Raw genomic sequence first — 25158 nt, 5'->3', positions numbered from 1 at the left:
CGAGGGCAGGGGCGCCTGACCGGTCGATTGTCACCGGTTACGGCTAGCCAAGCCCGCGTCACGCTGTAGAGTTGAGTCGAGTGTTCGCGGCTGGGCCTGGTCTTGGTCGCGAAGGGGGCGAATGCGGGTTTCCGGCGCGTGACAGTTTCGAGAGGGGCGTCGGACGACGCGGTCGTCGCGGCGCACGCGCGGCTGGCGAAGGACGCCGGTTTCCAGTTCGAGCAGGCGGTCTTCGTACCGCCCAAGATCCCCGAGTGGCTGCGCTACGTCGGCAAGTTCCTCGAATTCATCGCGCCCTATCTGAAATGGGTGTTCTGGATCGGTGTGACCGTGCTGGTGCTGCTGATCCTCTACGCCATCGTCCGTGAACTGCTGCGCATCTGGGCGCCGGCGCCGCGGGCGATCAAGCCGTTGGTCGTCGCGGAGGCCGGCTGGCGTCCTGACGCGGCCGATGCGCGCGACCTGCTGGCCGCCGCCGACGAGCTGGCCGCCAAGGGCCTCTTCGTCGAAGCCGCCCACCTGATCCTGCTGCGCAGCGTGCAGGACATCGAGAAGCGCCGTCCCCGATCGGTGAAGATCTCGCTGACCGCGCGCGAGATCGCCGCGCTGCCGGCCATTCCCGACGCCGCCCGAGGGGCTTTCGTCGGCATAGCCCGCCTGGTCGAGCGGGGCCTGTTCGGCGGCCGCCCGGTCGGCGCCCAGGACTTCGCCGAATGCCGCGCGGCCTATGAGGCCTTCGCCCTGCCTGACGGATGGCGCGGATGAGCGCTTCCCAATCCTCGGGCAAGTCTTCAGGCATGTTCTCGCCGATGACCATGCTGGTGCTGGTCCTGGTCGGCGTGGTCTCGTTCAGCGGCCTGGCCGTGCTGTCGGCCTACGCGCCTGAACTGCGCAAGGGCGACGACGGCGGCGGCCACGCCCTGTCGCGTTCGTCCGTCGGCTTCGGCGGCATCTTGCGCCTGCTCAGCCTGATGGGCCAGCCGGTGCTGACCAGCCGGGGCGACCTGCCGCTCTCGGCCGAGGAAGGGCTTCTGGTCCTGACGCCGTCGACAGGCATGTCGCCCGTGCCGCTCGAGCGCAACGACCACATCGGACCGACCCTGGTCGTGCTGCCCAAGTGGGACGTCCGACCCGACGCCAAGCATCGCGGCTGGGTCACCACCTTCGGCGCCAACAATCCCGCCCAGGCGCTGGAGTTGCTGCCGCCGAAGCTGCGCAAGGATCTCAAGATGAACGCGGCCAAGGGCAAGCGCACGGTGCGCCTGCGTCGGCCGTCCGGCGAGGCGTTCGGCGCGCCGGTGACCATAACGGGCTCGCGCACGCTGGCCGGACCGGGCTGGACGCCTGTGTTGCTCGACCAGGACGGCGGCGTGGTGATGGCCATGCGCGACGACAGCTGGACCTATGTCCTGGCCGATCCTGACTACCTCAACACCCAGGGCCTGAAGACCGCAGACGGCGCGCGCACCGCCGTGGCCATGCTGAACCTGATCCGCGACGACGGCTCGCCGGTGGTGTTCGACGTGACGCTGCACGGCTTCAAGCGCACGCGCAGCCTGATGCGCCTGGTGGTCGAGCCGCCGCTGCTGGGGGCGACCCTGGTGGCCGTGGCGCTGGCCCTGCTGGCGGGCGCCCAGGCCTTCGCGCGCTTTGGTCCGCCGCTGCGTTCGCGCCGGGCGGTGGCGCTGGGCAAGACGGCCCTTGCCGACAACACCGCAGGCCTGGTGCGCCTGGCGCGCCGGGAGCACCGCATGGCCAGGCTCTATGCCCGCCTCATCCAGGCCTCGGCCGCCCGCGCCATCGGCGCGCCGCGCGGCCTCGACGGCCAGGACCTCGTCGACTTTCTCGATCGCGTCAGCCGCACCGTCGGCGCGACCCACACCTACTCGGCGCTCGCCGATCGGGCGCTGACGGCCTCGCCGTCCGACCTGATGGCCGTGGCGCGCGATCTCCATATCTGGAAGCAGGAGCTCATCCGTGGACGTCAGTGAAGTCGGGGCGCTCGCCGCGCGGATCCGCTCGGAGATCGGCAAGGCCGTCGTGGGCCAGGATGACGCCGTCAACCTGCTGCTGACGGCGCTGTTCGCCGGCGGCCACGTGCTGCTTGAAGGCCCGCCCGGAACGGCCAAGACGCTTTTGGCCCAGAGCTTCGCTCGCACCGTCGCGTTGGATTACGGCCGCATCCAGTTCACGCCCGACCTGATGCCGGGCGACGTCATCGGCGCCAACCTGTTCAACTTCCAGACCTCTACCTTCAGCCTGACGCGCGGTCCGGTGTTCTGCGAGCTGCTGCTGGCCGACGAGATCAACCGCACCCCGCCCAAGACCCAGGCCGCCCTCCTGGAAGCCATGCAGGAGCGCCAGGTCACCATCGACGGCAAGTCGCACCCGCTCAGCCCGCGCTTCACCGTGGTCGCCACCCAGAACCCGATCGAGCAGCAGGGCACCTATCCGCTGCCCGAAGCGCAGCTCGACCGCTTCCTGTTCAAGCACGTGCTCGACTACCCCAGCGCCCAGCAGGAGCGGTCGATCATCGTCGGCCACGGCTCGCGCACCGGCCAGATGGACCCGGCCGCCTTCGGCGTCGAGGCCGTGGCCGAGCGCGCGGCGATCGACGCGGCCATCGAGACCGTGGCCAAGGTGCGGCTGACCGACGAGGTCGTCGGCTACATCGTCGACCTGGTGCGGGCCACCCGCGAGTCCACCGACATCGAGACCGGCGCCAGCCCGCGCGCCGGGGCCATGCTGGCCGTGGCCGCCCGCGCCCGCGCCGCGCTGGACGGCCGCGACTACGTGATCCCCGACGACGTGAAGTCCCTGGCCGCGCCGGCCCTGCGCCACCGCCTGATCCTCTCGGCCGCCGCCGAGATCGAGGGGCGCAAGGTCGACCACGTGCTTTCCGGCCTGGTCGAGCGGGTGGCGGCTCCCCGGTGATCTATCCCACGCGCCGCGCCGTCGTCGCCGTCGCCGCCGGAATGCCGGCGGCGCTGGTCGTCGGCGTGCTCGCGCCGGCCGGCTGGCTGGCCGGACCGATCTGGATCGGGGTCATGCTGCTGGCCATGGTCGCCGACGCCCTGTCGGGCGGCTCGCGCTCGCGCCTGGCCCTGGACGAACCCCAGCGGCCGTTCCTGTCGGTCGCCCGCACCGCCGCCATCGCCTTCACCACGCGCTTCGGCAAGGGCCCGGTTCCCGGCCGCGCCGAGGCGGCGCTGGACGCCGACGACCGTCTGGGCCTGCAGCCGCGTTTCGCCCGCAGCGACGTCGAGGGCCGCGCGGCGACCTTCGATTTCTCCCTGACGCCCGAGCGGCGCGGGGAGGGGCGCCTGCACCGCCTGTGGGTGCGCTGGACGGGCCCGCTGGGCCTGGTCTGGAAGCAGCAGACCTTCGTGCTCGACATCGACGCTCCGGCCGGCACCGACCTGCAGGGCGTGCGCGAGGAGGCCGTGCGGATGCTGGCCCGCGACGCCCTGATGGGCAGCAAGACCCAGGTCGACCGCGGCGAGGGTTCGGAGTTCGAGGCGCTGAAGGAGTTCCAGACCGGCATGGACCCGCGCGCCATCGACTGGAAGCAGTCGGCGCGGCACCTGCACCTGCTGGCCAAGGAGTTCCGCACCGAGCGCAACCACCACGTCGTCATGGCCATCGACGGCGGCCGGGCCATGTGCGAGCCGGTCGGCGGGGCGCCCAAGGTCGACCGGGCCATCAACGCCGGCCTGCTGCTGGCCTATGCCTGCCTGCGGGCCGGCGACCGGGCGGGGTTCTATTCGTTCGACTCCGCGCCCCGGCTGCTGACCGGCGTGGTCAGCGGGCTCGACGCTTTCCGCCAGTTGCAGCACGCGGCCGGCCGCATCGACTACTCCGCCGAGGAGACCAACTACACCCTGGCGCTCAACACCCTGGCGGCCAAGCTGCGCCGGCGCTCGCTGGTGGTGGTGTTCACCGACTTCACCGACCCCACCGCCGCCGAACTGATGATCGACGCTTCGGCCCACCTGCTGCGCCGGCACCTGGTGCTGTTCGTCGTCATGCAGGATGAGGAGCTGGAGGCCATGGTCGACGCCGAGCCGTTCGAGCCGGCCGACATCTCGCGCGCCGTCGTCTCGGCCGGCCTGCTGCGCGAGCGCGAGGCCGTGGTCGCCCGCCTGCGCCGCATGGGCGCGCACATCGTCGAGGCCCCCGCCGCCCGCATCGGCCCGGCCCTGATCAACACCTATGTCGACCTCAAGCGGAGGGACCTCCTGTGATCGACGTCAAGGTCGACGGCCGCCTGAAGAGCCAGCGCTTCCGCCAGGAGCGCGAGGCCGACTGGAAGCGCCTGGAACGGCTGATGGAGAAGGTCGAGAAGGGCTCCATGGCCAGCCTCTCCGAAGAGGAGATCCTGGCCGCGCCGGTGCTCTATCGCTCGGCCCTGTCGTCGCTGTCGGTGGCCCGCGCCACCTCGCTCGACCGGGGCATGATCGACTACCTGGAGATGCTCTGCGCCCGGGCCTATTTCTTCGTCTACGGCTCGCGCGAGACCCTGCGCAGCCAGCTTGGCGCCTTCTTCGCCGGCGGCTGGCCCGCGGCCGTGCGCGGCCTGTGGCGCGAGACCCTGGTCAGCGTCGGGCTGATGGTGATCGGGGCCCTGGTCGGGGCCTGGCTCTTTGGCCAGGACGCCGAGTGGTACTACGCCTTCATGCCCCGGGAGATGACCGGCGGACGCGATCCGGCCGCGACCACCGAGATGCTCCGCTCCACGCTGGACGGCGCCAAGTCGGGCAGCGGTCTTTCGATGTTCGCCACCTTCCTGTTCACTCACAACGCCCAGGTGGCGCTGCTGGCCTTCGCCCTGGGCTTTGCGCTGTGCGTGCCGACGGCGATGCTGGTGATCTACAACGGCGTGATGCTGGGGGTGTTCTTCGCGCTGTTCGCCAGCCGGGGTCTGGGCGTCGAGGCCGGCGGCTGGCTGGCGATCCACGGGGTGACCGAGATCTTCGCCGTCTGCCTGGCGGGTGCGGCCGGCCTCAAGATCGGCTGGACCGTGGCCTTTCCCGGCGAGCGCAGCCGCCTGGACGCGGCGGCTGAGGCCGGACGGCACGCCGCCACCGTCATGGGCGGCGTGGTGGTCATGCTGTTCTTCGCCGGCCTGCTGGAGGGTTTCGGCCGCCAGCTGATCGCCTGGACGCCGGCCCGCTACGGCGTGGCGGCGCTCACGGCCCTGATCTGGGGCCTCTACTTCTACGCCCCGCGCCGGAGGACGAGCGCATGAGCGAGGCCTCGACGCTCAAGCTGACGCGGGCCTTCGTCACGCCGGAGGGCGTCGACCTGCGCCTGCAACTGGCCGACGCCAGCCAGCGCGCCGGCGCCTTCCTGGTGGACGCGGCGATCATGCTGGCCGTGCTCATCGTCGCCTCGATCCTGATCGGCCTGATCGGCGTCGGCGCGCTGGCGGCCGCCGGCCTGAAGGGGGCGGAAGTCATCGCCGTTCTGTGGCTGCTCGGCTTCTTCCTGCTGCGAAACTTCTACTTCGTGGGCTTCGAGCTCAGCGCCGCGGCCGCCACGCCGGGCAAGCGGGCCATGGGCATCCGCGTCGCCGCCCGTGACGGCGGCCGCCTGCGGCCCGGCGCGATCTTCGCCCGCAACGCCATGCGCGAGCTGGAGATCTTCATTCCGATCAGCATGCTGTTCGCCCCGGCCGGCGTCGAAGGCGGCGGCGTCGAGGGCTGGATGTACCTGCTGGGCATCACCTGGGCGGGCGTGTTCGTGCTGTTTCCGCTGTTCAACAAGGACCGCCTGCGGGCCGGCGACCTGATCGGCGGCACCTGGGTCGTGCGCGCGCCCAAGCGCAAGCTGATGCGCGACATGGCCGACGAGGGGGCCGAGCGCCTGCAACGCTACGCCTTCACCCAGGAGCAGATCGACGCCTACGGCGCCAAGGAGCTTCACGTGCTCGAGGACGTGCTGCGCGAGCGCGACCGCAAGACCATGCGCGCCGTGGCCGACCGCATCGCCGGCAAGGTGGGCTGGACGCGTCTGCCGGAGGAGGACGACTACGACTTCCTCAGCGCCTACTACGCGGCCCTGCGCAAGCGGCTGGAGGCGCGCCTGCTGATGGGCGTGCGGCGTCGCGACAAGCACGACACCGCGCGCTGAGACTTCAGGCGGCCGAGCGCAGGAAGCGGCCCGCTCGCTGGCCGACCACGCCGCCGTCGCTCCAGGCCAGGGCGCCGTTGACGAAGACATGCTCCACGCCCTTGGCCGGACGCGTCGGCGCCTCGTAGGTGGCCTGGTCGATGATCGCCTCGGCGTCGAAGACCGTCAGGTCGGCCTTCATGCCCGCGGCCACGCGGCCGCGACCGGCCAGGCGGAAGGTGTCGGCGGCCAGGCCGGTCATCTTGTGCACGGCCGCCTCCAGGCTGATCAGCTTCTGGTCGCGGGCATAGTGGCCCAGCACGCGGGGGAACGCGCCCCACAGGCGCGGGTGCGGGCGTTTGTCGTGCGGCAGGCCGTCCGAGCCGACCATGCAGCAGGGATGGGCCAGGATCGAGCGCATGTCGGCCTCGGCCATCTGGAAGTAGCTGGCGCCGCCGGGCATCAGCCGTTCGGCCGCCTCCGGCTGGGTCAGGCCCCAGTCGGCGGCGATCGCCGCCAGGGTGCGGCCGGCCATCTCCGGATGCGGCTCGGACCAGTTGACCAGGATCTCGACCTCGCCGTCGGCCAGGTCGGGTCGGATGATGGTCGAGCCGGCGGTGTAGGGGTAGCAGTCCAGGTGCACCGGCTGGCTTTGGCGGGTCTGGTCGATCAGGCCCAGGGTCTCGGCCGCCCGGCCCCAGTTGCGCACGCCGGCGCACTTGTGGTGCGACAGGATCAGCGGCGCGCCGCTGGGCGCGGCCACGGCGAAGGCCTCCTTCAGGGCCTCGATGATGCCCTCGCGCTCGTCGCGGATGTGGGCGGTGTAGACGCCGCCGGCCTGCGCCACCGTGCGGGCCAGCGCCTGGAGCTCTTCCATGTCGGCCGCCCAGGCCGGGGCGTAGAACACGCCCGAGCTCATGCCCAGGGCGCCTTCCGATAGGGCGTCGCGCAGCAGGGCGTCCATCGCCTCGCGCTCGGCGGCCGTGGCCGGGCGCTCCAGGTCGGCCATGCACAGCACGCGCAGGGTCGAGTGGCCGACCAGGGCCGCCACGTTGATGCGTGGGCTGGCCGCCTCGATGGCGCGGCGATAGTCGGCGAAGGCGGCGTAGGCGAAGTCTTCGCGCGCGCCCAGGAGGTTGAAGGGCTCGGCCACCGCCTCGTCGAAGCGCAGCATCGGGGCCGAGATCCCGCAGTTGCCCGCCACCACGGTCGTCACGCCCTGGCTGATCTTGGGCAGCATGTCGGGCTGGGTGATGCAGACGAGGTCGTCGTGGGTGTGCACGTCGATGAAGCCAGGCGCCACCACCAGCCCCGAGACGTCGATCACCTGCGCCATGCCTGTCGGCAGCGAGGGGGCCACGGCCACGATGGTGTCGCCGGCCAGGGCGACGTCGGCGACGAAGGCCGCGCCGCCGCTTCCGTCGATGACCGTGCCGCCCTTCAGGACGATGTCGGCGGCGGGGAGGGGGCTTGCCATGGTCGGACTGCTCAAGGAACGCTCGCTTTAGAAAAAGGTCTTCAGGCCGCCCAGCACGCCGTAGGCCTCGTCGACCTCCAGCAGCACCGACCACTTGTCGAAGGTCGTGCAGGGGTGGGAAATCTCGAAGCCCAGCAGGTCGCCGACAGCCAGGTCGGCGTCGGGGGCGGTGGTGAGGAAGCCGTGCTGGTCGGCCAGCTTGGCGGTGACGACGCCGTCGATGCTCTGCGCCTGCTGGTGGAGGCCGGGACGGAACCAGCGGCGGGCCGTCGGCAGGTGGATGTCGAACGAGACGTCGCGCTTGCCCATCATGACGATGGCCATGTCCAGCTGCGGGCGCGAGATCACCCGGGTCCACACCTCCAGTGCGGGGCGCAGCCGGGGCGGGGCGCCGACGGCCTCGCGGGCGTCCATGCGGCTCAGCAGTTCGCGATAGAAGCCGCTGTCATGGGTGACGTAGCAGCCGCTGCGCAGCACGATCGTCGCGCCCGGCGCCTCGCCGGCCAGGGCGCGGGCCACCAGGTCGTAATAGGCAGAGCCGCCGGCGGTCAGCACCACTTCGGCCGGAGCGTAGAGGCCTTCGGCGCGCAGGGCGTGGTGCAGGCCGATCAGGCCGTCGAGATAGGCGTCGACCTCCGTCGCGTCCCGCACGGCGTGGTCGCTGAAGACCAGGCCCTCATAGCCCTCGACGCCATGCAGTTCGACGCCCGGCAGGGCGTGGACCAGGCGGCCCAGCGCCAGGCCTTCGCCCGCCGAGCGCACGCCGCAGCGGCCGTCGGCCATGCCAAGCTCGATCAGCAGGCGGGCCGGCGGCGCGTCGGGTGCGGCGGCGAAGATGTCGGAAATGGCCCGCACGCCGGCCTCGCCGTCGACCAGCACATAGACCGGGCGCTCGGGCGCCTTGGTCGTCAGGTCGCGCAGGCACTCGATCTCGGCGCGGCCGACCAGCTGGTTGGCCAGGATCAGGCGCGGGGCGCCGATCTCGTGGCACAGCTTCAGCTGGGTCATGGTCGCCGCCGTCAGGCCCCAGGCGCCGCCCTCGATCTGCCGCGTCAGCAGCTGCGGGCACATGGTCGTCTTGGCGTGAGGGGCGAGCCTGGCGCCCGCCGCGTCGACATAGGCCTGCATGACCGACAGATTGTTGTCGATCGCGGCGCGCTTCAGCACCGCGGCCGGCATCGGGATGTCGCCGCCGAGCAGCGAGAGGCCGCGTCCAGAGAAGTCTCCGAGCGTGCGCACCGAGCCGTCCAGCGGCACGGCCTTGGTTCCGGGCGCGAGGACCAGCGTGTCGAGATCGGCGGGCGACATCATCGGCGTCAGGCCTGCGGAACCAGGGCGATGACCTCGATCTCGACCTTGCAGTCGACCATCATCGGCGACTGCACGCAGGCGCGGGCCGGCAGGGCGTCGCCGAAATAGCTGTTGTAGACGCGGTTGAAGGCGTGGAAGTCGCGGGCGTCGTCCAGCCAGACATTGGCCTTGACCACGTCCTTCAGGGTGCAGCCGGCCTTGGCCAGGATGCCGACGATGTTCTCGATGACCTTGTGGGTCTGGGGCACGACGCCGCCGTCGACCAGCACGCCGTTCTCGTCCATCGGCACCTGGCCCGAGACGAAGACGAAGCCGTTGGCGACCGTGGCCTGGCAGAAGGGCAGGGCGTTGCCGCCGGTGCCCGTGGTGGCCGCGCCGATGCGTTGGATGGACACGAAATTCTCCTGACTCAAGGTCGAGTTCCGATGCTCAGGAGCCATGCCGGATGTAGCGGTGTCAACGAAAATGTAGCAAAACTATCATTCTTGATGCTGGTGGGGCAGCGGCCTTGATTGCGGCGCGACATCGTTGTCGGTATCAGTCGTCGGGCGCGCGCCGTTTGGTGAAGGGATCGGGGGATGAGTCAGTCTGAAAACGCCGTCGACGACGGCGACATCCTTCCGCGCATCGATGCGATGATGGAGGCGATGACGCGCTCGGATCTCAAGATCGCCAAGCTGATCCTGAAGTCGCCGCACGAGTTCGTCCGCGCCAGCGTGAAGTCGGTGGCGACCGACCTGGGGGTCAGCGAGCCGACGGTCCTGCGCTTCTGCCGCACGGTCGGCTGCGAGGGCTTCAAGGACCTGAAGTTCCGCCTGATCCAGGAGCTGGCCCACGCCCAGGCCGTCACCGACCAGCGCGAGCGGGCGGCCCGTCCGGCGCCGGCGCGGCCCGAGCCGCAGGCGCCTCTGGGCGCCGACGCGGCGGTCGCCGACCGGCTGTTCGACACCATCATCGACGCCCTGGGGCGCACGCGCGAAACCTTGAATGAAAAGGATTTGCAGGTCGCCGCCCTGGCCATCGCCAAGGCCGCGCGCGTGGTGATCTACGGCATCGGCGGCAGTTCGGCGGCGCTGGCCAGCGAGATCCACAACCGCCTGTTCCGCCTCGACGTGCCGGCCATGGTGTTCACCGACGGCTACGCCCAGCGCATGTCGGCCGCCATCCTGTCGCCCGGCGACGTGGCGCTGTTCCTGTCGTCCACGGGGCGTCCGCGCGAGCTGCAGGAAAGCATGGAGCTGGCCAAGCACTACAAGGCGACCTGCATCGCCATCACCGACGCGGATTCGCCGCTCGGCCGCGACGCCGACGTCTGCCTGCACGTGGGTTTGTCGCCGTCGGGGGTCGAGGAGTTCCAGCCCAACCCGATGCGTTTCGCCCAGTTGTTCGTCATCGACCGGCTGGCCTATGCGGTCGCCGTGTCGCTGGGCGAGCGGGCGCATCAGATGCTGCGCCGGGCCCGCGGCAGCGTCGCCTGGCTGCACGGGATCGCGCCTCAGCAGCCGATCGGCGACTGAGGCTTCGGCGGTCGAGCGGTCGCCCGGGCGGCTCTTCTGGCCGCCGGGGCGTCATATGCTTGGGTGGGGCGGCGTATCGCCTATTCCCGCGCTTGGAATTCGATCTTTTCTTGATAGCGGTCTCATGCGCTCCGCGTGTGCGGCGGGTGCTGCTTGCGTTGCCTTGATAGCGCATCTTTCATCGGCGCCGCATTTATGGGCGCCGCCTTGTGCGCTGAAAAATAAGGTAATTTGCGGGTTTTCGGGTGGGGTCATAGGCAATCGTTTTATGATTGCTACATAAATGAATGTTTTGTGATTGACGTTATATAGGGCCTGTGACAATCCTTCCTGCGTCCTCAAGAGGGCGGGAATTGAAGGCGGTGGCCCGGTTCGCAACAGTATCCGAGCCTAATTGTCCGACATTCGAAAATATAAAGAGCATATCTGCGTATGCGGGGAAGTAATAACATTTATCTGGAGTCGGGTTCCAGTGAGCGCCAACAGTGCGCCCGGGCTCGTGCTCCTTGAGCAAGGGGGCTGGAAGTTGTTGAAATTGAATCGCCGAACCTATGCCGGCACGGTCTCGGCTCTGGCGCTGTTGTCCTGGGGGGCGATGGCCCACGCGGCTCAGCAAGCCGAAGCGCCCGCCGCCGAAGGTGACGCCACGGTCTCGGAAGTCGTGGTCACCGGTTCTCGCATCGCCTCGCGCGGCTTCACCCAGCCGACGCCGACCACCACCGTCACCGCCGAGGACCTGGAAAAGGCCTCGCAGCCCAACGTCTTTCAGGCCATCGTCCAGATGCCGGCCCTGCAAGGCAGCACCGGCAAGACGGTCTTCGTCAACAGCACCAGCAGCGGCATGCAGGGCCTGAGCTCGTTCAGCCTGCGCGGCCTTGGGCCCATCCGCACCCTGACCCTGCTGGACGGCCAGCGCGTCACCCCGGCCAACATCAACGGCGTCTCCGACGTCAGCCAGTTTCCGCAACTGCTGATCAAGCAGGTCGACGTGGTCACCGGCGGCGCCTCGGCCTCCTACGGTTCGGACGCCATCGGCGGCGTGGTCAACTTCGTCACCGACAAGACCTTCGAGGGCTTCAAGGCCCGCCTCGAAGGCGGCGAGAGCAAGTATCGCGACAACGACACCTTCGTGGCCCAGGCCGCGTTCGGCGACGCCTTCATGGACGATCGCCTGCGCGTCATCGGCAGCGTCGAATACAGCCGCGAGGCCGGCGTCCTGGCCGGCGGCTTCGGCGAGCAGCAGGCCGGCGGCCGTGACTGGTACGAAACCCCCGCCATCCAGGTGCGCCCGCTGGCCTCGACCACCGACGGCCGGCCGCAGTATCGCGTCATCAAGGGCGCCCAGCAGATCCAGTACGCCCAGTACGGCCTGATCACGAACGGCCCGCTGCAGGGCATCGCGTTCGGTGCGGGCGGCGCGCCCTACCAGTTCCAGTACGGTTCGGGCGGCGCGCCCAACGGCGCCGGCGGCGTCACCGGCTGCTTCGCCCCGTTCTGCGTCGGCGGCGACCTGTCGGGCGGCATCGGCGCCTCGCCGACCCTGGCCGCGCGGCTCAAGCGAAAAGTCGCCTACGGCCGCGTCAGCTACAAGTGGGGCGACGACGACGAGCTCTACCTGACCACCAACTTCGCCCAGGTGAACTCGCTCAACCAGCCCAATGTCGGCGCCGAGCGCACGGGCCTGACCATCCAGTGCGAGAATCCGTTCGTGCCGGCCGCCATCCGTTCGGCCTGCGTCAGCAACAACATCACCAGCTTCCAGATGGGCACCAGCAACGGCGCCTTCGGTCCCATCGACGTCAACGTCAAGCGCGAGCAGGAACGCTTCGTGCTGGGCGCGACCGGCAGCCGCGAAGTATTCGGCACGTCGTGGAGCTATGACGCCTACTACGCCTACGGCGTCAACCGCATCAGCATCGACGTCGACAACATCACTCTGACGCCGCGCTACAACGCCGCCATCGACGCCATCGCCGGCCCGAACGGCACGGTGATCTGCCGCGATCCGATCGCCCGCGCCGCCGGCTGCGTGCCGCTGAACATCATCGGCAATGTCGCCCAGGATCCGGCCGCCCTGGCCTATGTCATGCCCAAGAACGGGCCGCGCCAGCGCTCCAAGCAGAACGAGTCCGTCGCCGCGTTCAACGTCACCGGCGAGCCCTTCCAGTCGTGGGCCGGCCTGGTGGCCATCGCCGCCGGCCTGGAATGGCGCGAGGAGAAGTACCGCACGATCGGCGACCCCTATGGCGACGGCGCGACGGCCGACAACGGCTACACCGACGACTACAAGGCCGATCCGCTGCTGCGCCTGGCCGGCAACAACTGGTATGCCGGCAACTATCACGGCGGCCACGGCTCCTATCACGTGACTGAAGGCTACCTCGAAGCCAACGTGCCGGTCCTCCAGTCCGAGACCCTCGGCGAGGCCAACATCAACGGCGCGGTCCGCCAGACCAAGTACAGCACCTCGGGCAACGTCACGACGTGGAAGCTGGGCGGCGTCTGGAAGACCCCGGTCCAGGGCCTGCGCCTGCGGGCCGTGACTTCGCGCGACATCCGCGCCCCCAACCTGGGCGAACTGTTCGCGCCGCCGGTGGTGACCAACGCCACCGTGCTCTATCGCGGCACGGCGGTGAACGTCCTCCAGGAGATCGTCGGCAACAGCAACCTGCGTCCGGAAATCGCCCGCAACACCGAGGTCGGCGTCGTCCTGGCCGAGCCGGCCTGGCTGCCGGGCTTCAGCTTCTCGGCCGACTATTTCGACATCAAGGTCGACGGCGCCATCAACTCGCTGGCCGCCCAGGACCTGGTCGACCTGTGCGTCGCCGGCAACCAGGAGATCTGCGGGGCGATGCTGCTGACCAGCACCCAGCCCAACACCAACTTCGTGCGGGTGCAGGCCTTCAACGTGGCCACCATGCGCACCAAGGGCGTCGACCTGGAGGCCATCTACCGCAAGAACCTGGAAGACTGGGGCCTGCCGGGCACGCTGTCGATCCGGGCCCTGGCCACCCACGTCATGAGCTTCAAGACCACCTCGGGCGTGCTGGGCACGATCCCGGTCGAGAGCGCCGGCGTGAACCTGTCCAACACCCCTGACTGGAAGGCCACCTTCAGCCAGACCTGGGCGCTCGATCGCCTCAGCCTGACCCTCTACCAGCGCTGGATCAGCGACGGCGTCTACAACAACGAATACATCGAGTGCCAGACCAACTGCCCGGTTTCGACCGTGCAGCGCCGCACCATCGACAACAACCACATGGAGGGGGCGACCTACGTCGACCTCGGCGGCACCTACGACGTCAACGACAACGTCACCGCCTACTTCAAGGTCGACAACCTGTTCGACGAGGATCCGGTCGCCGCGCCGACCACCAACGTCAGCCCGGGCGTCAACCCCTACCTCTACGACACCATCGGTCGGATGTACCGCGCGGGCGTTCGCCTGCGGTTCTGATCGCCGTGCTCGGGCGCGCTTCTGCGAGCGCGCCCACCACCGGCCGCGAAGCCACTCCCTCCCCGGTAAGCGGCCGGGCCTCAGCCCCAAGGCGGATCCCCTGCCTTGTCCGGCTTTAGATTCCCCGGCGCCACAAAACCCCACGGCGCCGGGGAATCGCTCTTTCCTTCCCGCAGCGGAGCGAAACGTCGCCCGCGTGCTCTAGGGTGGTGGCTTGGTCATGATGGTGCTCGCCGTTGTCGCGCTGATCGCGCTGCTGGTCGTGCTGATCGCCTGGGGCAAGGTCCCGCCGTTCCTGGCCTTCCTGGTCGTGGCGCTGGGCGGCGCGGTGCTGTTCGGCATGCCGCTGGCCCAGATCCCCAAGTCCCTCGAGAAGGGCGTCGGCGACATGCTCGGCGGCCTCGTGGCCATCATCTGCCTGGGGGCCATGTTCGGCCGCGCCATCGCCGACAGCGGCGCCGCCCAGAGCATCGCCCGCGCCCTGATCGGCGCCGTGGGCCTGCGCTTCATCCTGTTGGCCATGGCCATGACCGGCCTGATCGTCGGCATCCCGCTGTTCTACAGCGTCGGCTTCGTGGTCATGATCCCGCTGATCTTCTCGATCGCCAAGCGGGCTGACCTGCCGCCGGTCTATGTCGGTCTGCCGCTGCTGTCAGGTCTGTCGGTGGCCCACGGCTACCTGCCGCCGCACCCGTCGCCCGCCGCCCTCGTCACCCTGTTCGGCGCCGACACGGGCCTGACCCTCGGCTATGGCCTGATCGTCGCCATCGCCGCCCTGATGGTCGGCGGCCCGCTGCTGACCCTGGTGCTCAAGCGCGTCAACCTGCTGCCGCTGGGCGGACCGCCCGCAGACTCGCCGTTCGCCGCCGAGGAGGCCGCGGACGCCAAGGCCCCGGGGCCGATCAACAGCTTCACGACCGCGCTGCTGCCCGTCGTGCTGATCGCCGCCACCACGGCGCTGCTGGTGGCGTTCAGGAACCCGTCGCCGACCCACGACCTGATCGGCTTCCTCGGCAACCCCGCCGTCGTCCTGACCCTGTGCCTGATCTACGCCACCTTCAGCCTGGGGGTGCTGCGCGGGATCGGCATTCCCGTGCAGATGCAGCGCTATGGCGACGCCCTGAAGGACGTGGCCTCGATCCTGCTGATCCTGGCGGGGGCGGGGGCCCTCAAGCAGGTGTTCGTCGACAGCGGCGTCAGCGCCACGCTCGGCGGCTGGCTCGGCTCTCTGCCGCTGCACCCGCTGGTGCTGGGCTGGCTGATCGCCGTCGTCATCCGCGTCGCCCTGGGCTCGGCCACCATCGCGGGCCTCACCGCCGCCGGCCTGATCCAGCCCCTGATGGCCACGACCGGCGTCGACCCCAACCTGATGGTCCTGGCCATCGGCGCCGGCAGCCTGATGTTCTCGCACGTCAACGACCCGGGCTTCTGGCTGTTCAAGGAGTATTTCGGCCTGACCCTGAAGGAAACCCTGCTGTCCTGGACGGTGATGGAGAGCCTGGTCGGGATCGTCGGCCTGATCTGTGTGCTGGGGCTCAGCCTTGTCGTCTGATCGCGCCCTCGACCGCCGAGCCTTTCTCGCAGGCGCTGCCGCAGCCGTCGCCATGCCGGCCGTGGCCGCCGCCAACGACGGCTGGTCGTGGCTGAACGCGCCGCCGACCTGGGCCTGGAAGGACAAGACCCTGGCCTGCGAGGCCGGTCCCGGAACCGACTTCTGGCGTCGCACGGCCGGCGGACCGCTGATCGACAACGGCCACTTCTGGTTCCGCCGCCAGTCCGGCGACTTCGAGATGACGGCGACCCTGGCCGGCGACTACGCCGCCGACGCCGACCAGACCGGCCTGATGCTGCGCCTGGCCCCCGATCTCTGGATGAAGACCGGCGTCGAGCGGCTGGGCGGAGAACTGCACTCGGCCACCGTCTTCACCCGCGACTGGTCGGACGGCTCGTCGCTCGTGATCCCCACCGCGCCGGCCGTGCGGGTCAAGTTGCGCCGCTCGGGCCAGACCCTGTTCTGCGCCCATGCGGTGGGTGAGGGGGCCTTCGTCGACACCCGCCTTGGCCACCTGCCGATGCCGGACGTGGTCGACCTTGGCGTCATGGCCGCTTCGCCGGCCGGCAAGGGCTTTGCGGCCCGGATTTCAAACATAACGATCAAGAGCCTCTGAAAAGAGGCCGCTGGGAGCTGACCATGCCTTTCGCCCTCCGACCCGTCGCGGCCGCCGTCGCGCTCGCCGCCGTGCTGCCCGCGCCCGCCCTGGCCGCACAGGCCTTCGCTGTCACCCCGGCCCCGGCCAAGATCGCGCCGGCGCAAGGTTCTCTGACTTTGCGCGCCGGCGACGCCGTCTGGATCGCGCAGGGCGACGCCGAGGCCCGGGTCGCGGCCCAGTGGCTGGTCGACACCCTGGCCGCCACGCGCGGCGTGCGCCTGGCGATCAAGGAAGGCGCGCCGACGGGCCCCGGCGGCGTCGTGCTGTCGCGCGGCGGTCCGGCGGGCGAGGCCTACGCCCTCGACGTCTCGTCCCAGCGCGCGCAGATCCTCGCCCAGGACAAGGCGGGTCTGTTCTACGGCGCGGTGTCGCTTTGGCAGTTGGCTGGTCAGGACAAGGCCGGCGCGCCGGTCCGCGTGCAGGCCGTGCGCATCGAGGACGCCCCGCGCTTTTCCTGGCGCGGCCTGATGCTCGACAGCACCCGCCATTACCAGAGCCTGCCGACGATCAAGCGGATCATCGACGGCATGGCCAGCCTGAAGCTGAACACGCTGCACTGGCACCTGACCGACGACCAGGGCTGGCGCCTGGAGATCAAGAAGCACCCCAACCTCACCGACCACGGCGCCTGGCGGCGTCCGGCCGGGGCGGCGGGCTACAAGGCTTCCGGCGAGGAGGTTCGCTACGGCGGCTTCTACACCCAGGACCAGGCGCGCGAGATCGTCGCCTACGCCGCCGCCCGCAGCATCGTCGTCGTGCCCGAGATCGAGATGCCCGGCCACGCCCAGGCGGCGATCTCCAGCTATCCGCAACTGGGCACGCGCCCGGCCGCCGATCGGGTGATGGCCGACTGGGGCGTCTATCCCGACATCTTCAACGTCGACGATGCGACCTTCGCCTTCCTGGAGGACGTGCTCGACGAGGTGATGGCGATCTTCCCGTCGGAATACATCCACGTCGGCGGCGACGAGGCGCTGAAGGCCCAGTGGGAGGCCAGTCCGAAGATCCAGGCCCGCATGAAGGAGCTGGGCCTGGCCGACGAGCACGCCCTGCAGAGCTACTTCATCCAGCGCATCGAAAAGCATCTCAACGCCAAGGGCCGCCGCCTGGTCGGCTGGGACGAGATCCTCGAAGGGGGTCTGGCCCCCAACGCCACGGTCATGTCCTGGCGGGGGCTGGAAGGCGCTGTCGCCGCCGCCAAGCAGGGGCACGACACCGTGCTGGCGCCGGGGCCTGTGCTCTATTTCGACCATCGCCAGAGCACCTCGCCGGACGAACCGCCCGGTCGCGGCAAGCTCTCGACGCTGAAAAGCGTCTACGCCTTCAATGCTGAGCCGTCGGAACTGACGCCCGAGCAGCACAAGCACGTACTGGGCATGCAGGCCACGATGTTCAGCGAGCATATCCGCACCGACGAGCGGGCGGTGACCATGCTGTTCCCGCGCCTGGCGGCCCTGGCCGAGAACGCCTGGACCTCGCGCGAAAAGCAGGGCTGGGCCGGCTTCGAGGATCGCCTGCCGGCCACCCTCGGCCGCCTGTCGGACCTGGGTCTCGCCTATGATGCCGTGCCGTTCGAGCCGCAGGCTTCGTTCGACTGGCCGAAGGGCTCGGAGATCGGCGCCAGCCTCGACACCGGCCTCCAGGTCGGCGAGGTGCGCTACACCACCGACGGTTCCGAGCCGACCGCCGCCTCGCCGCGCTACGCCGCGCCGCTGAAGCTGCAAGCCGGGGCGCAACTGAAGGCCCGCACCTTCCAGGGCAAGCATCCGCTGGGCCGGGTGCGCGCCTGGAACGTCACCGCCGATACGGCCCTGACCCGCCGCTCGCACCAGCTGGCCCGCTGCACCGAGGGCCTGATCCTCAACCTCGAGGACGACGGCGCCAACGATAAGGGCGACGCGCCACCTTCCTGCTAGACATCCTCAACCCGTGCTGGATCTGGAAGGACGCGGACCTCACGGCCGGCGCCAAGCTGACCGTCACGGTCGGCCAGCTGCCGTTCAACTTCCAGCTCGGCAACAAGCTGGAGCCGCTGCCGGTGCGTCCGCCCTCGCGGCCCGAGGGCGAGCTGGAGGTGCGCTTCGGCTGCAAGGGGCCGCGTCTGGCCACCGTGCCGCTGACGGAGGCGGCCAAGAACTCGGCCCTGACCGAGATCGTCATCGACGCCCCGCCGCGCGGCAAGGGCGACATCTGCTTCACCTTCGCCAGCAAGGCCATCGAGCCGATGTGGGTCGTGCACAGCGTGCGGATCACGCCGGGCGTCGACAAATAGTTCGTCATCCCGGGCGGAGGACCGCGAAGCGGTCCGCAGGCCCGGGACCCAGGGGCCGCTGCAATGCGCCGACTCCTGGGTCCCGGCTCTCCGCTACGCTGCGGCCGGGATGACGAACCTTCGGAGACGCCGGGGAGGGGATGGCGTCTCCAAGCCGAGGTCGCCCTAGAACAGCGCCCGCAGACCCATCACCACGTTGCGTCCGCGCAGCGGCGCCGAGGTGCTGACGAACGACGCGTGGTTCAGCGCCTTCTCGTCCAGCAGGTTCGTGCCGCGCAGGAACACCTGGCCGATCACCGGGCCCATCGGCAGGTCGTAGGCCAGCGTGGCGTTGATCATGTCGTAGCCCGGCGTCTGGCTTTCGAAGGCCGCGACGCGGTCCTGCTCGAACACCCGCACATATTCGACATTGCCGCTCCAAGCGCCGCTCTTGGCGTCGCCGCGCAGGCCCAGGCGTCCGGCCGGAATGCGCGGCAGGTCGCCGCCGCCGTCCTTCAGCTTGGCCCGCACGTAGTCGCCGAAGGCGGTCACCGACAGCCAGGGCTTCAGCTTCTGGGTCACCTGGCCCTCCAGGCCGGTGAAGGTGGCGTCGTCCTGAGCGTAGCGCACCAGGCGGAAGTCCTCGTACCGGTCCAGCGTGTCGGCATAGATGTAGCCGTCATAGGCGTAGCGATAGGCGCTGGCCGAGAAGGTCGTGGCGCCTTGGGTCTTGCGCACGCCCAGCTCCACCGAAGCGGCGGTCTCGACGTCGAGGCCGGCCGAGCCGATCTCGTAGGTGTTGGTCGCCAGGTGCACGCCGCGGGCATAGAGCTCCTGGGCGCTGGGCGCGCGCTGCGAGCGGGCCACCGACAGCGAGGCCACATAGCCCGGCGTGAAGGTCCAGCTGGCCGCGGCCGAGGCCGAGAACGGCTTGTGGTCGGTGTCCACGCGCCCTTCGGCGCTGGCCTCCTGCCACTCCTGGCGCAGGGCGCCTTCGAAGCGCCAGTCGCCGGCCACGTATTCCTCGACCACGAACAGCGCCTTCGTCTCCGTGCGGCTCTGCGGAAGGAAGGCCTCCTCGCCGACGGCCGAGAAGTCGCTCTTGCCCACCTGCACGCCGACCACGCCGCGCACCCCGCCGATCGGCGCGTGCTGCACCTCGACGCGGGCGTCGTAGCCCTCGTTGCCGAAGGTGGTGGCGATGGCGCCGTCCTCGATCTCGTGGTGGCGATAGTCGGTGTAGCCGCCACGGAAACGGATGCGCTCGACACCGGCGAACGGGTCGTTGATCTCGCCGCGCACGTCGACGCGCTTGCTCAGCAGGTCGACCACCGGGGCGCCGTGCTCCTCGCCCTCATGGTCGTGATCGTGGTCATCCTCGTCGCCGTGATCGTCATGGCCGCCGCAGTGCAGGGTCGCGCCATGCGGATGGCACGACTCGTATTCGTGGCTGTGGCCGGGCAGGCCGTACTTGCTGTCCTGCTGGGTGTAGGCCGCGCCCAGATAGCCGCGTGAGCCGATCCACGACAGGCCAAGGGTCGCCGTCGAGGTGCGGTTGAAGGTGCCGGGGACCGTCGAGCTGTCGAAGCCGGGGGCCTCGTAGTCGTCGGTCTTGCGGCCGGCGGCCTCGATCCGCACCGCGAACTGGCCCACGCCCGCCGTCAGGCCTAGCACGCCGGCCCGCTCGTTGTCGCCCGAACCGAAGCGCACCTCGGCCACGCCGTCGCCGCCCAGCGGCGGGACCTGGGTCGGGATCTTGCGATCGATCAGGTTGACCGCGCCGCCGATCGCGCCGCCGCCGTAGAGCAGGGCGCTGGGACCGCGCAGGATCTCAACGCCTTCCAGCAGCAGTGGCTCGCCGGAAACGGCGTGGTCAGGCGACACTTCCGAGGCGTCCATCAGGGCCGCGCCCTCGCTCAGCACCTTCACGCGCGGGGCGGTCTGGCCGCGGATCACCGGCCGGCTGGCGCCGCCGCCGAAGGTGTCGGAATTGACGCCGGGCAGGCCGTTCAGCGTCTCACCCAGCGTCGCCTGGCGGCGCTGCACGAACTCTTCGCCGGTCAGCACCGCGACGCTGGAGATCACCTCCTTGCCCGAGCGGCCCAGCGGGTCGGCTGTCACCACCACGCCCTCGACGTCGGTCCCGCCGGGGCCGGATTGCGCGGCGAGCGCCCAGGTCGGAGCGGCAAGGGCGGTAAGGCTGCCGGCGGCGAGAAGGATGCTTCGAAGTTGCATGGAACGCTGACCCCATCTAACAATAGTAGGAGGTCAACTATGTTATAACGTAACAATTCGCAACCCGTAGTCGGCCCATTTTTCACCCATCATGGGCGATGTCAGGCGCGTTGGGCGCTGGGCGGCTCGCCGATCAACTGGGCGCAGATGGCTTCGGCGGCGGCCGGGTCGCGGTCGACGATGGCCTGGGCCAGGGCCCGGTGCAGCACCACGTCGGCCATCTGCTCCTCCGGCGTCTGCTTTTCCATCTGCCAGATCCAGAACCGCGTCGCGACGTTCTGCAGGGCGATGACGAAGCGGGCGAGGGTGGGGTTCTGGGCGGCGAAGGCCACCGCGCGGTGAAAGGCGTGGTCCATGGCCAGCATGGCCCGGAAGTCGCCGGCTTCGATCGCCGCTTCGGCCCCCTCGAAGGCGGCGGTGATGGCCACCAGGTCGGCCGGGCGGCGGTTGCGGGCGGCCAGGGCAGCCGTGCGGCCTTCCAGCATTCGCCGCACCTCGAAGGCGTGCTCGATCTCGGTGACGTCCATCGGCGCGACGATGGTGCCCACGCGCGGCCGCCGCACGACCAGGCCTTCGATGGCCAGCCGTCCCAGCGCCTCGCGCACCCCCGCCACGCCGCCGGCGTATCGAGCGGCCAGGGCCTTCTCCTCCAGCACCTGCATCGGTGGCAGTTCGCCCAGGATGATGTCCTGCAGGATCAGCTCGTAGAGGCGGGCCTTTTGCAGTCCCGGCGCCCAGTCGCCATGAGGCTCGACGCTGTTCAGGGGGCCCTTCATGGCCGGTTCGGGGGCTGCGCGCGCATGCTCACGCTCGTAGGCGCAAAACGCGCCGTCGTCATTTCCCATGGGCTCTAACATGTAAGAGTTTCGAAAAGCGACCAACGCTTGGCGAGGCTGAGGAGCGCGGCCTAACTGCTTGGCATGACGGCTCTTTCGCCTCCACCGCCGGCCATCGCCCGGGCCTTCCGCCTGGCCCTCGACGCCGCCGCCGCCCTTGCCGGCGCCACCGCGCCCAACCCGCCGGTGGGCTGCGCCGTGCTGGCCGCCGACGGCTCCGTCCTGGCGGTAGAGGCCCATGAGGGCGCGGGCCTGCCGCACGCCGAAGCCGCCGCGCTCGCCGCCTGCCGCGACCGCTGGGAGGCGGTCCATACCCTGGTCGTCACCCTGGAGCCCTGCAACCACCACGGCCGTACCGGGCCGTGCAGCGAGGCGATCCTGGCCAGCCCCGCCCGCGCCGTCTGGATCGGCGCTCGCGATCCCAATCCGGCCGTCGCCGGCGGCGGGGCCGACCGCCTTTCGGCCGCCGGCCTGGACGTGACCCGCGTCGCCGGACCGCTGGCCGACGAGGCCGCGCGGCTGATCGCGCCCTTCGTCATGCGCGCCCTGCACGGCCGTCCCTGGGTGACTCTCAAGCAGGCCTTCACCGCTGGCGGTTCGATGGTCCCGCCGCCGGGCGAGAAGACCTTCACCTCGCAGGCTTCGCTCGACTTGGCCCATGCCCTGCGCCGCCGCGCCGACGCGGTGATCACCGGTTCGGGCACGATCCTGGCCGACGCCCCGCTGCTGACCGTCCGCCGGGTGGCCGACCCGCGCCGCGCGCCGCGTCGCCTGGCCATACTCGACCGCCGGGGGCGCGTGCCTGGCAGCTATCTGGCCGCCGCCCGAGAGCGCGGCCTCGATCCTTCCGTCCACGCCGACATCCCCTCGCTGCTGGCCGATCTCGGTGATGGCGGCGCGTTGGAGGCCCTGGTCGAGGCGGGCCCGACCCTGTCGGCCGCCTTCCTCGCCGCCGGCCTCTGGGACGAGCGCGTCATCATCACCAAGGCCGCCCGCGCGGGCGATCCCGACATCGTCGAGACCGCCCTGCGCGTCCCGGCCCCCTGAAGGAGCCCCATGTTCTCCGGCATCATCGAAACCCTGGGCGAGGTCGTCGCCGTCGCCCCCGAGGACGGCGCCCTGCGCCTGTCCCTGGCCACCGGCTTCGCCGACCTGGCGCTGGGCGAGAGCGTCGCCGTCAACGGCGTCTGCCTGACGGTCGTGCGTCATGATCCTGGCGGCGGGGCCGACTTCTTCGTCAGCCCCGAGACCCTGGCCCGCACCAGCCTGGGCGCGGCCGGCGTCGGAACGGTGCTCAACCTCGAACGCGCCGTGACCCTGTCGACCCGGCTGTCGGGCCACCTCGTCCAGGGCCATGTCGACGGCGTCGCGCGCCTTTCCGAAGCAGTCGACGACGGCGGCTCGCGTCGGCTGACGCTCAGCCTGCCGGGCGCCTTGCGGGCCTTCTGCGTTGAGAAGGGCTCGATCGCCCTCGACGGGGTCAGCCTGACCCTCAACCACGTCGGGCCGGCCGACGCCGAGGAACGCTTCCCGGTCGGGATCACGATCATCCCCCACACCTGGACCCACACCAACCTTCAGCACGCCGGCGTCGGCGCCCCGATCAATGTCGAGGTCGACGTGCTGGCCAAATACGTGGAGCGGCTATGTCACGCCTATCTGACGCCCTCGAACGCCTGAAGGCCGGCGGCATGATCATCCTGGTCGACGACGAGGATCGCGAGAACGAGGGCGACCTGGTGCTCGGCGCCCAGTTCGCCGACGGCCCCGCCATCGCCTTCATGGCCAAGGCCGCCAGCGGCCTGATCTGCCTGGCCATGGAGCCCGACGCCGTCGACCGCCTGGGCCTGCCGCCGATGGTCGCCGACAACAAAACCCGGCGCAGCACCGCCTTCACCGTCTCGATCGAGGCGGCGGTGGGCGTCGACACCGGTATCTCGGCCTTCGACCGGGCCCTGACCATCCAGGCCGCGGTCGCGCCGGACGCAAAGCCCGCCGACATCGTCTCGCCCGGCCACGTCTTCCCGCTGCGGGCCGTGCCCGGCGGGGTGCTGGCTCGCGCCGGCCACACCGAGGCCTCGGTCGAGCTGATGCGGCTGGCCGGCCTGACGCCCGCCGCCGTCATCTGCGAGGTGATGAACGACGACGGGACCATGGCCCGCCGCGACGACCTGGAGGTCTTCGGCGCCCGTCATGACCTGCCGATCCTGACCATCGCCGAGCTGGTCGAGCACCTGCGCGTCCAGACGGTCGAGCCGGTCGCTGCGTCGCACCTGCCGTCGGCCCATGGCGGCCGGTTCGAGGTCCGCGCCTTCCGCGATCGGACCAGCGGCGTCGAGCATCTCGTGCTGCTGAAAGGGCCGCTGGGCGACGCGCCGCTGGTGCGGGTGCATTCCGAGTGCCTGACCGGCGACGCCCTGGGCTCGCAACGCTGCGACTGCGGCGCCCAGCTTCAGGCCTCCATGCGCCGCATCGGCGAGGAGGGCGGGGCGCTGGTCTATCTGCGCGGCCACGAGGGCAGGGGGCTTGGCCTCGCCAACAAGATCGCCGCCTACGCCTTGCAGGACGAGGGGCTCGACACCGTCGAAGCCAACCACGCCTTGGGTTTCGCCGACGATCCGCGCGACTACGCCGCCGCCGTGGCCATGCTGAAGAGCCTTGGCGTCGATCGCCTGCGCCTGCTCAGCAACAACCCGCGCAAGGCGGCCGCCCTGCGCGCCGGCGGGATCGAGGTGGCCGAGCAGGTTCCGCTTCTGGCCCCCGTCACCCCGCACAACGCCGCCTATCTCGCCGCCAAGCGCGACAAGCTGGGCCACGGCCTGGCCCGCGCCTCCTGACCTGGACCGGCTTCATGACCCATCCCGAAACTCGCATCGCTGTCGTCGTCAGCGGCTTCAATCCCGAGGTCACCGGCGGCCTGCTGCGTGGCGCTCTCGTCGAACTACAGGAAGGCGGCGCGCCGGTGGCCGAGGGTGACGTCATCGATGCGCCGGGCGCCTTCGAGCTGCCGCTTCTGGCCCAGGCCCTGGCCCGCATCGGCCGCTACGACGGCGTCGTCTGCCTGGGTTGCGTGATCAAGGGCGACACCGCCCATTTCGAGTTCATCAGCCTGGGCGCCAGCATCGGCCTGATGCAGGCGGGCCTGGCCACCGAGACCCCGATCACCTTCGGCGTGCTGACCACCTACGATGACGACCAGGCCATCGTCCGCAGCCGCGACGACGCCGCCAACAAGGGCCGCGAGGCCGCCGCGGCGTGTCTGGGCGCGATTGCGACGCTGCGCAGGATCCGGGCGGCGGCCTGATGATCCTCCCCCTCTGGGGGAGGCGGCCCAAAGGGCCGGAGGGGGCCGTTCTCAGCTGCCGAGGCGGTAGCCGGGTAAGGCGCTCCTCCCCCGCCTGCGGGGGAGGGGGACCGCGAAGCGGTGGAGGGGGCGAGGCTGGGCGCCGCGCCGGCCGTCGCCCCCTCCGTCACGGCGCGTATCCGCACCGCGCCACCTCCCCCGTTTCTCGGGGGAGGAGCGGGAGCGAAGGGGATAGAGCAGCGTGGATCCCCGGCGTTCGCCGAAAAGAGTTCCACGAACTCAACGCCCTACGACTTTCTCACGTCCGTCGATCAGACGCGCTCGAACCCGCCGTACACTCTACCCGTCTCGCCGCACCGAAGGGGCGCACGGCCAGCGACCATGCGGCGGCGGGATGCAGTCGAGCGGGAAAGAGTCCGGTCGGGAAAACCGGACGCTCGGGGACCTGG

The 25158-nt window shown here is 70.2% G+C and carries 21 protein-coding genes; 16 read left to right on the top strand and 5 right to left on the bottom strand.

Features of this window, described 5'->3' with window-relative positions; all coding sequences use genetic code 11:
- Positions 1–138 precede the first annotated feature (138 nt).
- The 6 genes from SGCZBJ_RS10490 to SGCZBJ_RS10465 are packed head-to-tail and all read left to right on the top strand — an operon-like array spanning position 139 to position 6132.
- Positions 139–765: a DUF4129 domain-containing protein gene (locus SGCZBJ_RS10490; RefSeq protein WP_101717952.1), complete on the top strand. Its 627-nt coding sequence runs from the start codon at positions 139–141 to the stop codon at positions 763–765.
- Positions 762–1991, top strand: coding sequence for a hypothetical protein (locus SGCZBJ_RS10485; RefSeq protein WP_240621471.1), 1230 nt, complete (start codon positions 762–764; stop codon positions 1989–1991). The genes SGCZBJ_RS10490 and SGCZBJ_RS10485 overlap by 4 nt, the downstream gene beginning before the upstream one ends.
- Positions 1978–2934, top strand: a complete 957-nt coding sequence (locus tag SGCZBJ_RS10480; RefSeq protein WP_420808156.1) for an AAA family ATPase — start codon at positions 1978–1980, stop codon at positions 2932–2934. Before SGCZBJ_RS10485 ends, SGCZBJ_RS10480 begins: the two co-directional genes overlap by 14 nt.
- On the top strand, positions 2931–4244 hold the full coding sequence (locus SGCZBJ_RS10475) for a DUF58 domain-containing protein (RefSeq protein ID WP_101717949.1): 1314 nt from the start codon (positions 2931–2933) through the stop codon (positions 4242–4244). Before SGCZBJ_RS10480 ends, SGCZBJ_RS10475 begins: the two co-directional genes overlap by 4 nt.
- Positions 4241–5248: a stage II sporulation protein M gene (locus SGCZBJ_RS10470; protein ID WP_101717948.1), complete on the top strand. Its 1008-nt coding sequence runs from the start codon at positions 4241–4243 to the stop codon at positions 5246–5248. Before SGCZBJ_RS10475 ends, SGCZBJ_RS10470 begins: the two co-directional genes overlap by 4 nt.
- Positions 5245–6132, top strand: a complete 888-nt coding sequence (locus SGCZBJ_RS10465) for an RDD family protein (RefSeq protein ID WP_101717947.1) — start codon at positions 5245–5247, stop codon at positions 6130–6132. Before SGCZBJ_RS10470 ends, SGCZBJ_RS10465 begins: the two co-directional genes overlap by 4 nt.
- Before the next feature lie 4 nt (positions 6133–6136).
- Here the strand turns inward: SGCZBJ_RS10465 and SGCZBJ_RS10460 are convergent, their stop codons facing one another.
- Genes SGCZBJ_RS10460 through SGCZBJ_RS10450 form a run of 3 tightly spaced genes read right to left on the bottom strand, consistent with a single transcriptional unit; the run spans position 6137 to position 9294 of the window.
- A complete protein-coding gene (locus tag SGCZBJ_RS10460; protein ID WP_101718001.1) occupies positions 6137–7588 on the bottom strand; it encodes an N-acyl-D-amino-acid deacylase family protein in 1452 nt (483 codons plus the stop codon).
- Between the two features lie 27 nt (positions 7589–7615).
- The gene (locus SGCZBJ_RS10455; RefSeq protein ID WP_101717946.1) at positions 7616–8899 is read right to left on the bottom strand and encodes a type III PLP-dependent enzyme domain-containing protein; all 1284 of its coding nucleotides are present in this window, start codon (positions 8897–8899) and stop codon (positions 7616–7618) included.
- A 5-nt stretch (positions 8900–8904) separates the two neighbouring features.
- Positions 8905–9294, bottom strand: coding sequence for a RidA family protein (locus SGCZBJ_RS10450; RefSeq protein WP_058347523.1), 390 nt, complete (start codon positions 9292–9294; stop codon positions 8905–8907).
- A gap of 183 nt (positions 9295–9477) precedes the next feature.
- On the opposite strand from SGCZBJ_RS10450, the gene SGCZBJ_RS10445 reads away from it, so the two are divergent.
- The 6 genes from SGCZBJ_RS10445 (at position 9478) to SGCZBJ_RS26070 (ending at position 18355) form a co-directional block, all read left to right on the top strand.
- Positions 9478–10416: a MurR/RpiR family transcriptional regulator gene (locus tag SGCZBJ_RS10445; protein WP_101717945.1), complete on the top strand. Its 939-nt coding sequence runs from the start codon at positions 9478–9480 to the stop codon at positions 10414–10416.
- 535 nt (positions 10417–10951) lie between these two features.
- Positions 10952–13873, top strand: a complete 2922-nt coding sequence (locus SGCZBJ_RS10440) for a TonB-dependent receptor domain-containing protein (protein ID WP_240621470.1) — start codon at positions 10952–10954, stop codon at positions 13871–13873.
- Between the two features lie 223 nt (positions 13874–14096).
- A complete protein-coding gene (locus SGCZBJ_RS10435; protein WP_101718000.1) occupies positions 14097–15425 on the top strand; it encodes a GntP family permease in 1329 nt (442 codons plus the stop codon).
- Entirely contained in the window at positions 15415–16041 is a 627-nt protein-coding gene (locus SGCZBJ_RS10430) for a DUF1349 domain-containing protein (protein WP_133149227.1), read from the top strand. Before SGCZBJ_RS10435 ends, SGCZBJ_RS10430 begins: the two co-directional genes overlap by 11 nt.
- Positions 16042–16064: 23 nt before the next feature.
- A complete protein-coding gene (locus tag SGCZBJ_RS10425) occupies positions 16065–17999 on the top strand; it encodes a beta-N-acetylhexosaminidase (protein ID WP_240621469.1) in 1935 nt (644 codons plus the stop codon).
- Between the two features lie 122 nt (positions 18000–18121).
- Complete coding sequence (locus tag SGCZBJ_RS26070) at positions 18122–18355, top strand: hypothetical protein (RefSeq protein ID WP_240621468.1); 234 nt, start codon at positions 18122–18124, stop codon at positions 18353–18355.
- Positions 18356–18520: 165 nt separating this feature from the next.
- Here SGCZBJ_RS26070 and SGCZBJ_RS10420 read toward each other — a convergent pair whose 3' ends face one another.
- Positions 18521–20569 carry a TonB-dependent receptor domain-containing protein gene (locus SGCZBJ_RS10420; RefSeq protein ID WP_101717942.1) on the bottom strand — a complete coding sequence of 683 codons (2049 nt, stop codon included), beginning with the start codon at positions 20567–20569 and terminating at the stop codon, positions 18521–18523.
- Positions 20570–20670: 101 nt separating this feature from the next.
- Positions 20671–21345, bottom strand: a complete 675-nt coding sequence (locus SGCZBJ_RS10415; protein ID WP_101717941.1) for a GntR family transcriptional regulator — start codon at positions 21343–21345, stop codon at positions 20671–20673.
- 144 nt (positions 21346–21489) lie between these two features.
- Between SGCZBJ_RS10415 and ribD the strand changes: the two genes are divergently transcribed.
- The 4 genes from ribD to ribH are packed head-to-tail and all read left to right on the top strand — an operon-like array spanning position 21490 to position 24709.
- Positions 21490–22452, top strand: a complete 963-nt coding sequence (ribD, locus tag SGCZBJ_RS10410; protein WP_101717940.1) for a bifunctional diaminohydroxyphosphoribosylaminopyrimidine deaminase/5-amino-6-(5-phosphoribosylamino)uracil reductase RibD — start codon at positions 21490–21492, stop codon at positions 22450–22452.
- Between the two features lie 9 nt (positions 22453–22461).
- Positions 22462–23085: a riboflavin synthase gene (locus SGCZBJ_RS10405; RefSeq protein WP_101717939.1), complete on the top strand. Its 624-nt coding sequence runs from the start codon at positions 22462–22464 to the stop codon at positions 23083–23085.
- Positions 23052–24242, top strand: a complete 1191-nt coding sequence (ribB, locus tag SGCZBJ_RS26605) for a 3,4-dihydroxy-2-butanone-4-phosphate synthase (protein WP_101717938.1) — start codon at positions 23052–23054, stop codon at positions 24240–24242. The genes SGCZBJ_RS10405 and ribB overlap by 34 nt, the downstream gene beginning before the upstream one ends.
- A gap of 14 nt (positions 24243–24256) precedes the next feature.
- Positions 24257–24709 carry a 6,7-dimethyl-8-ribityllumazine synthase gene (gene ribH / locus SGCZBJ_RS10395; protein WP_101717937.1) on the top strand — a complete coding sequence of 151 codons (453 nt, stop codon included), beginning with the start codon at positions 24257–24259 and terminating at the stop codon, positions 24707–24709.
- Positions 24710–25158 lie beyond the last annotated feature (449 nt).

The sequence above is a fragment of the Caulobacter zeae genome (genome assembly GCF_002858925.1).
In the GTDB taxonomy this organism is placed as follows: domain Bacteria; phylum Pseudomonadota; class Alphaproteobacteria; order Caulobacterales; family Caulobacteraceae; genus Caulobacter; species Caulobacter zeae.
Note: the sequence above shows the minus strand (reverse complement) of the source record. Positions and strands in the feature narration are given on the sequence as shown.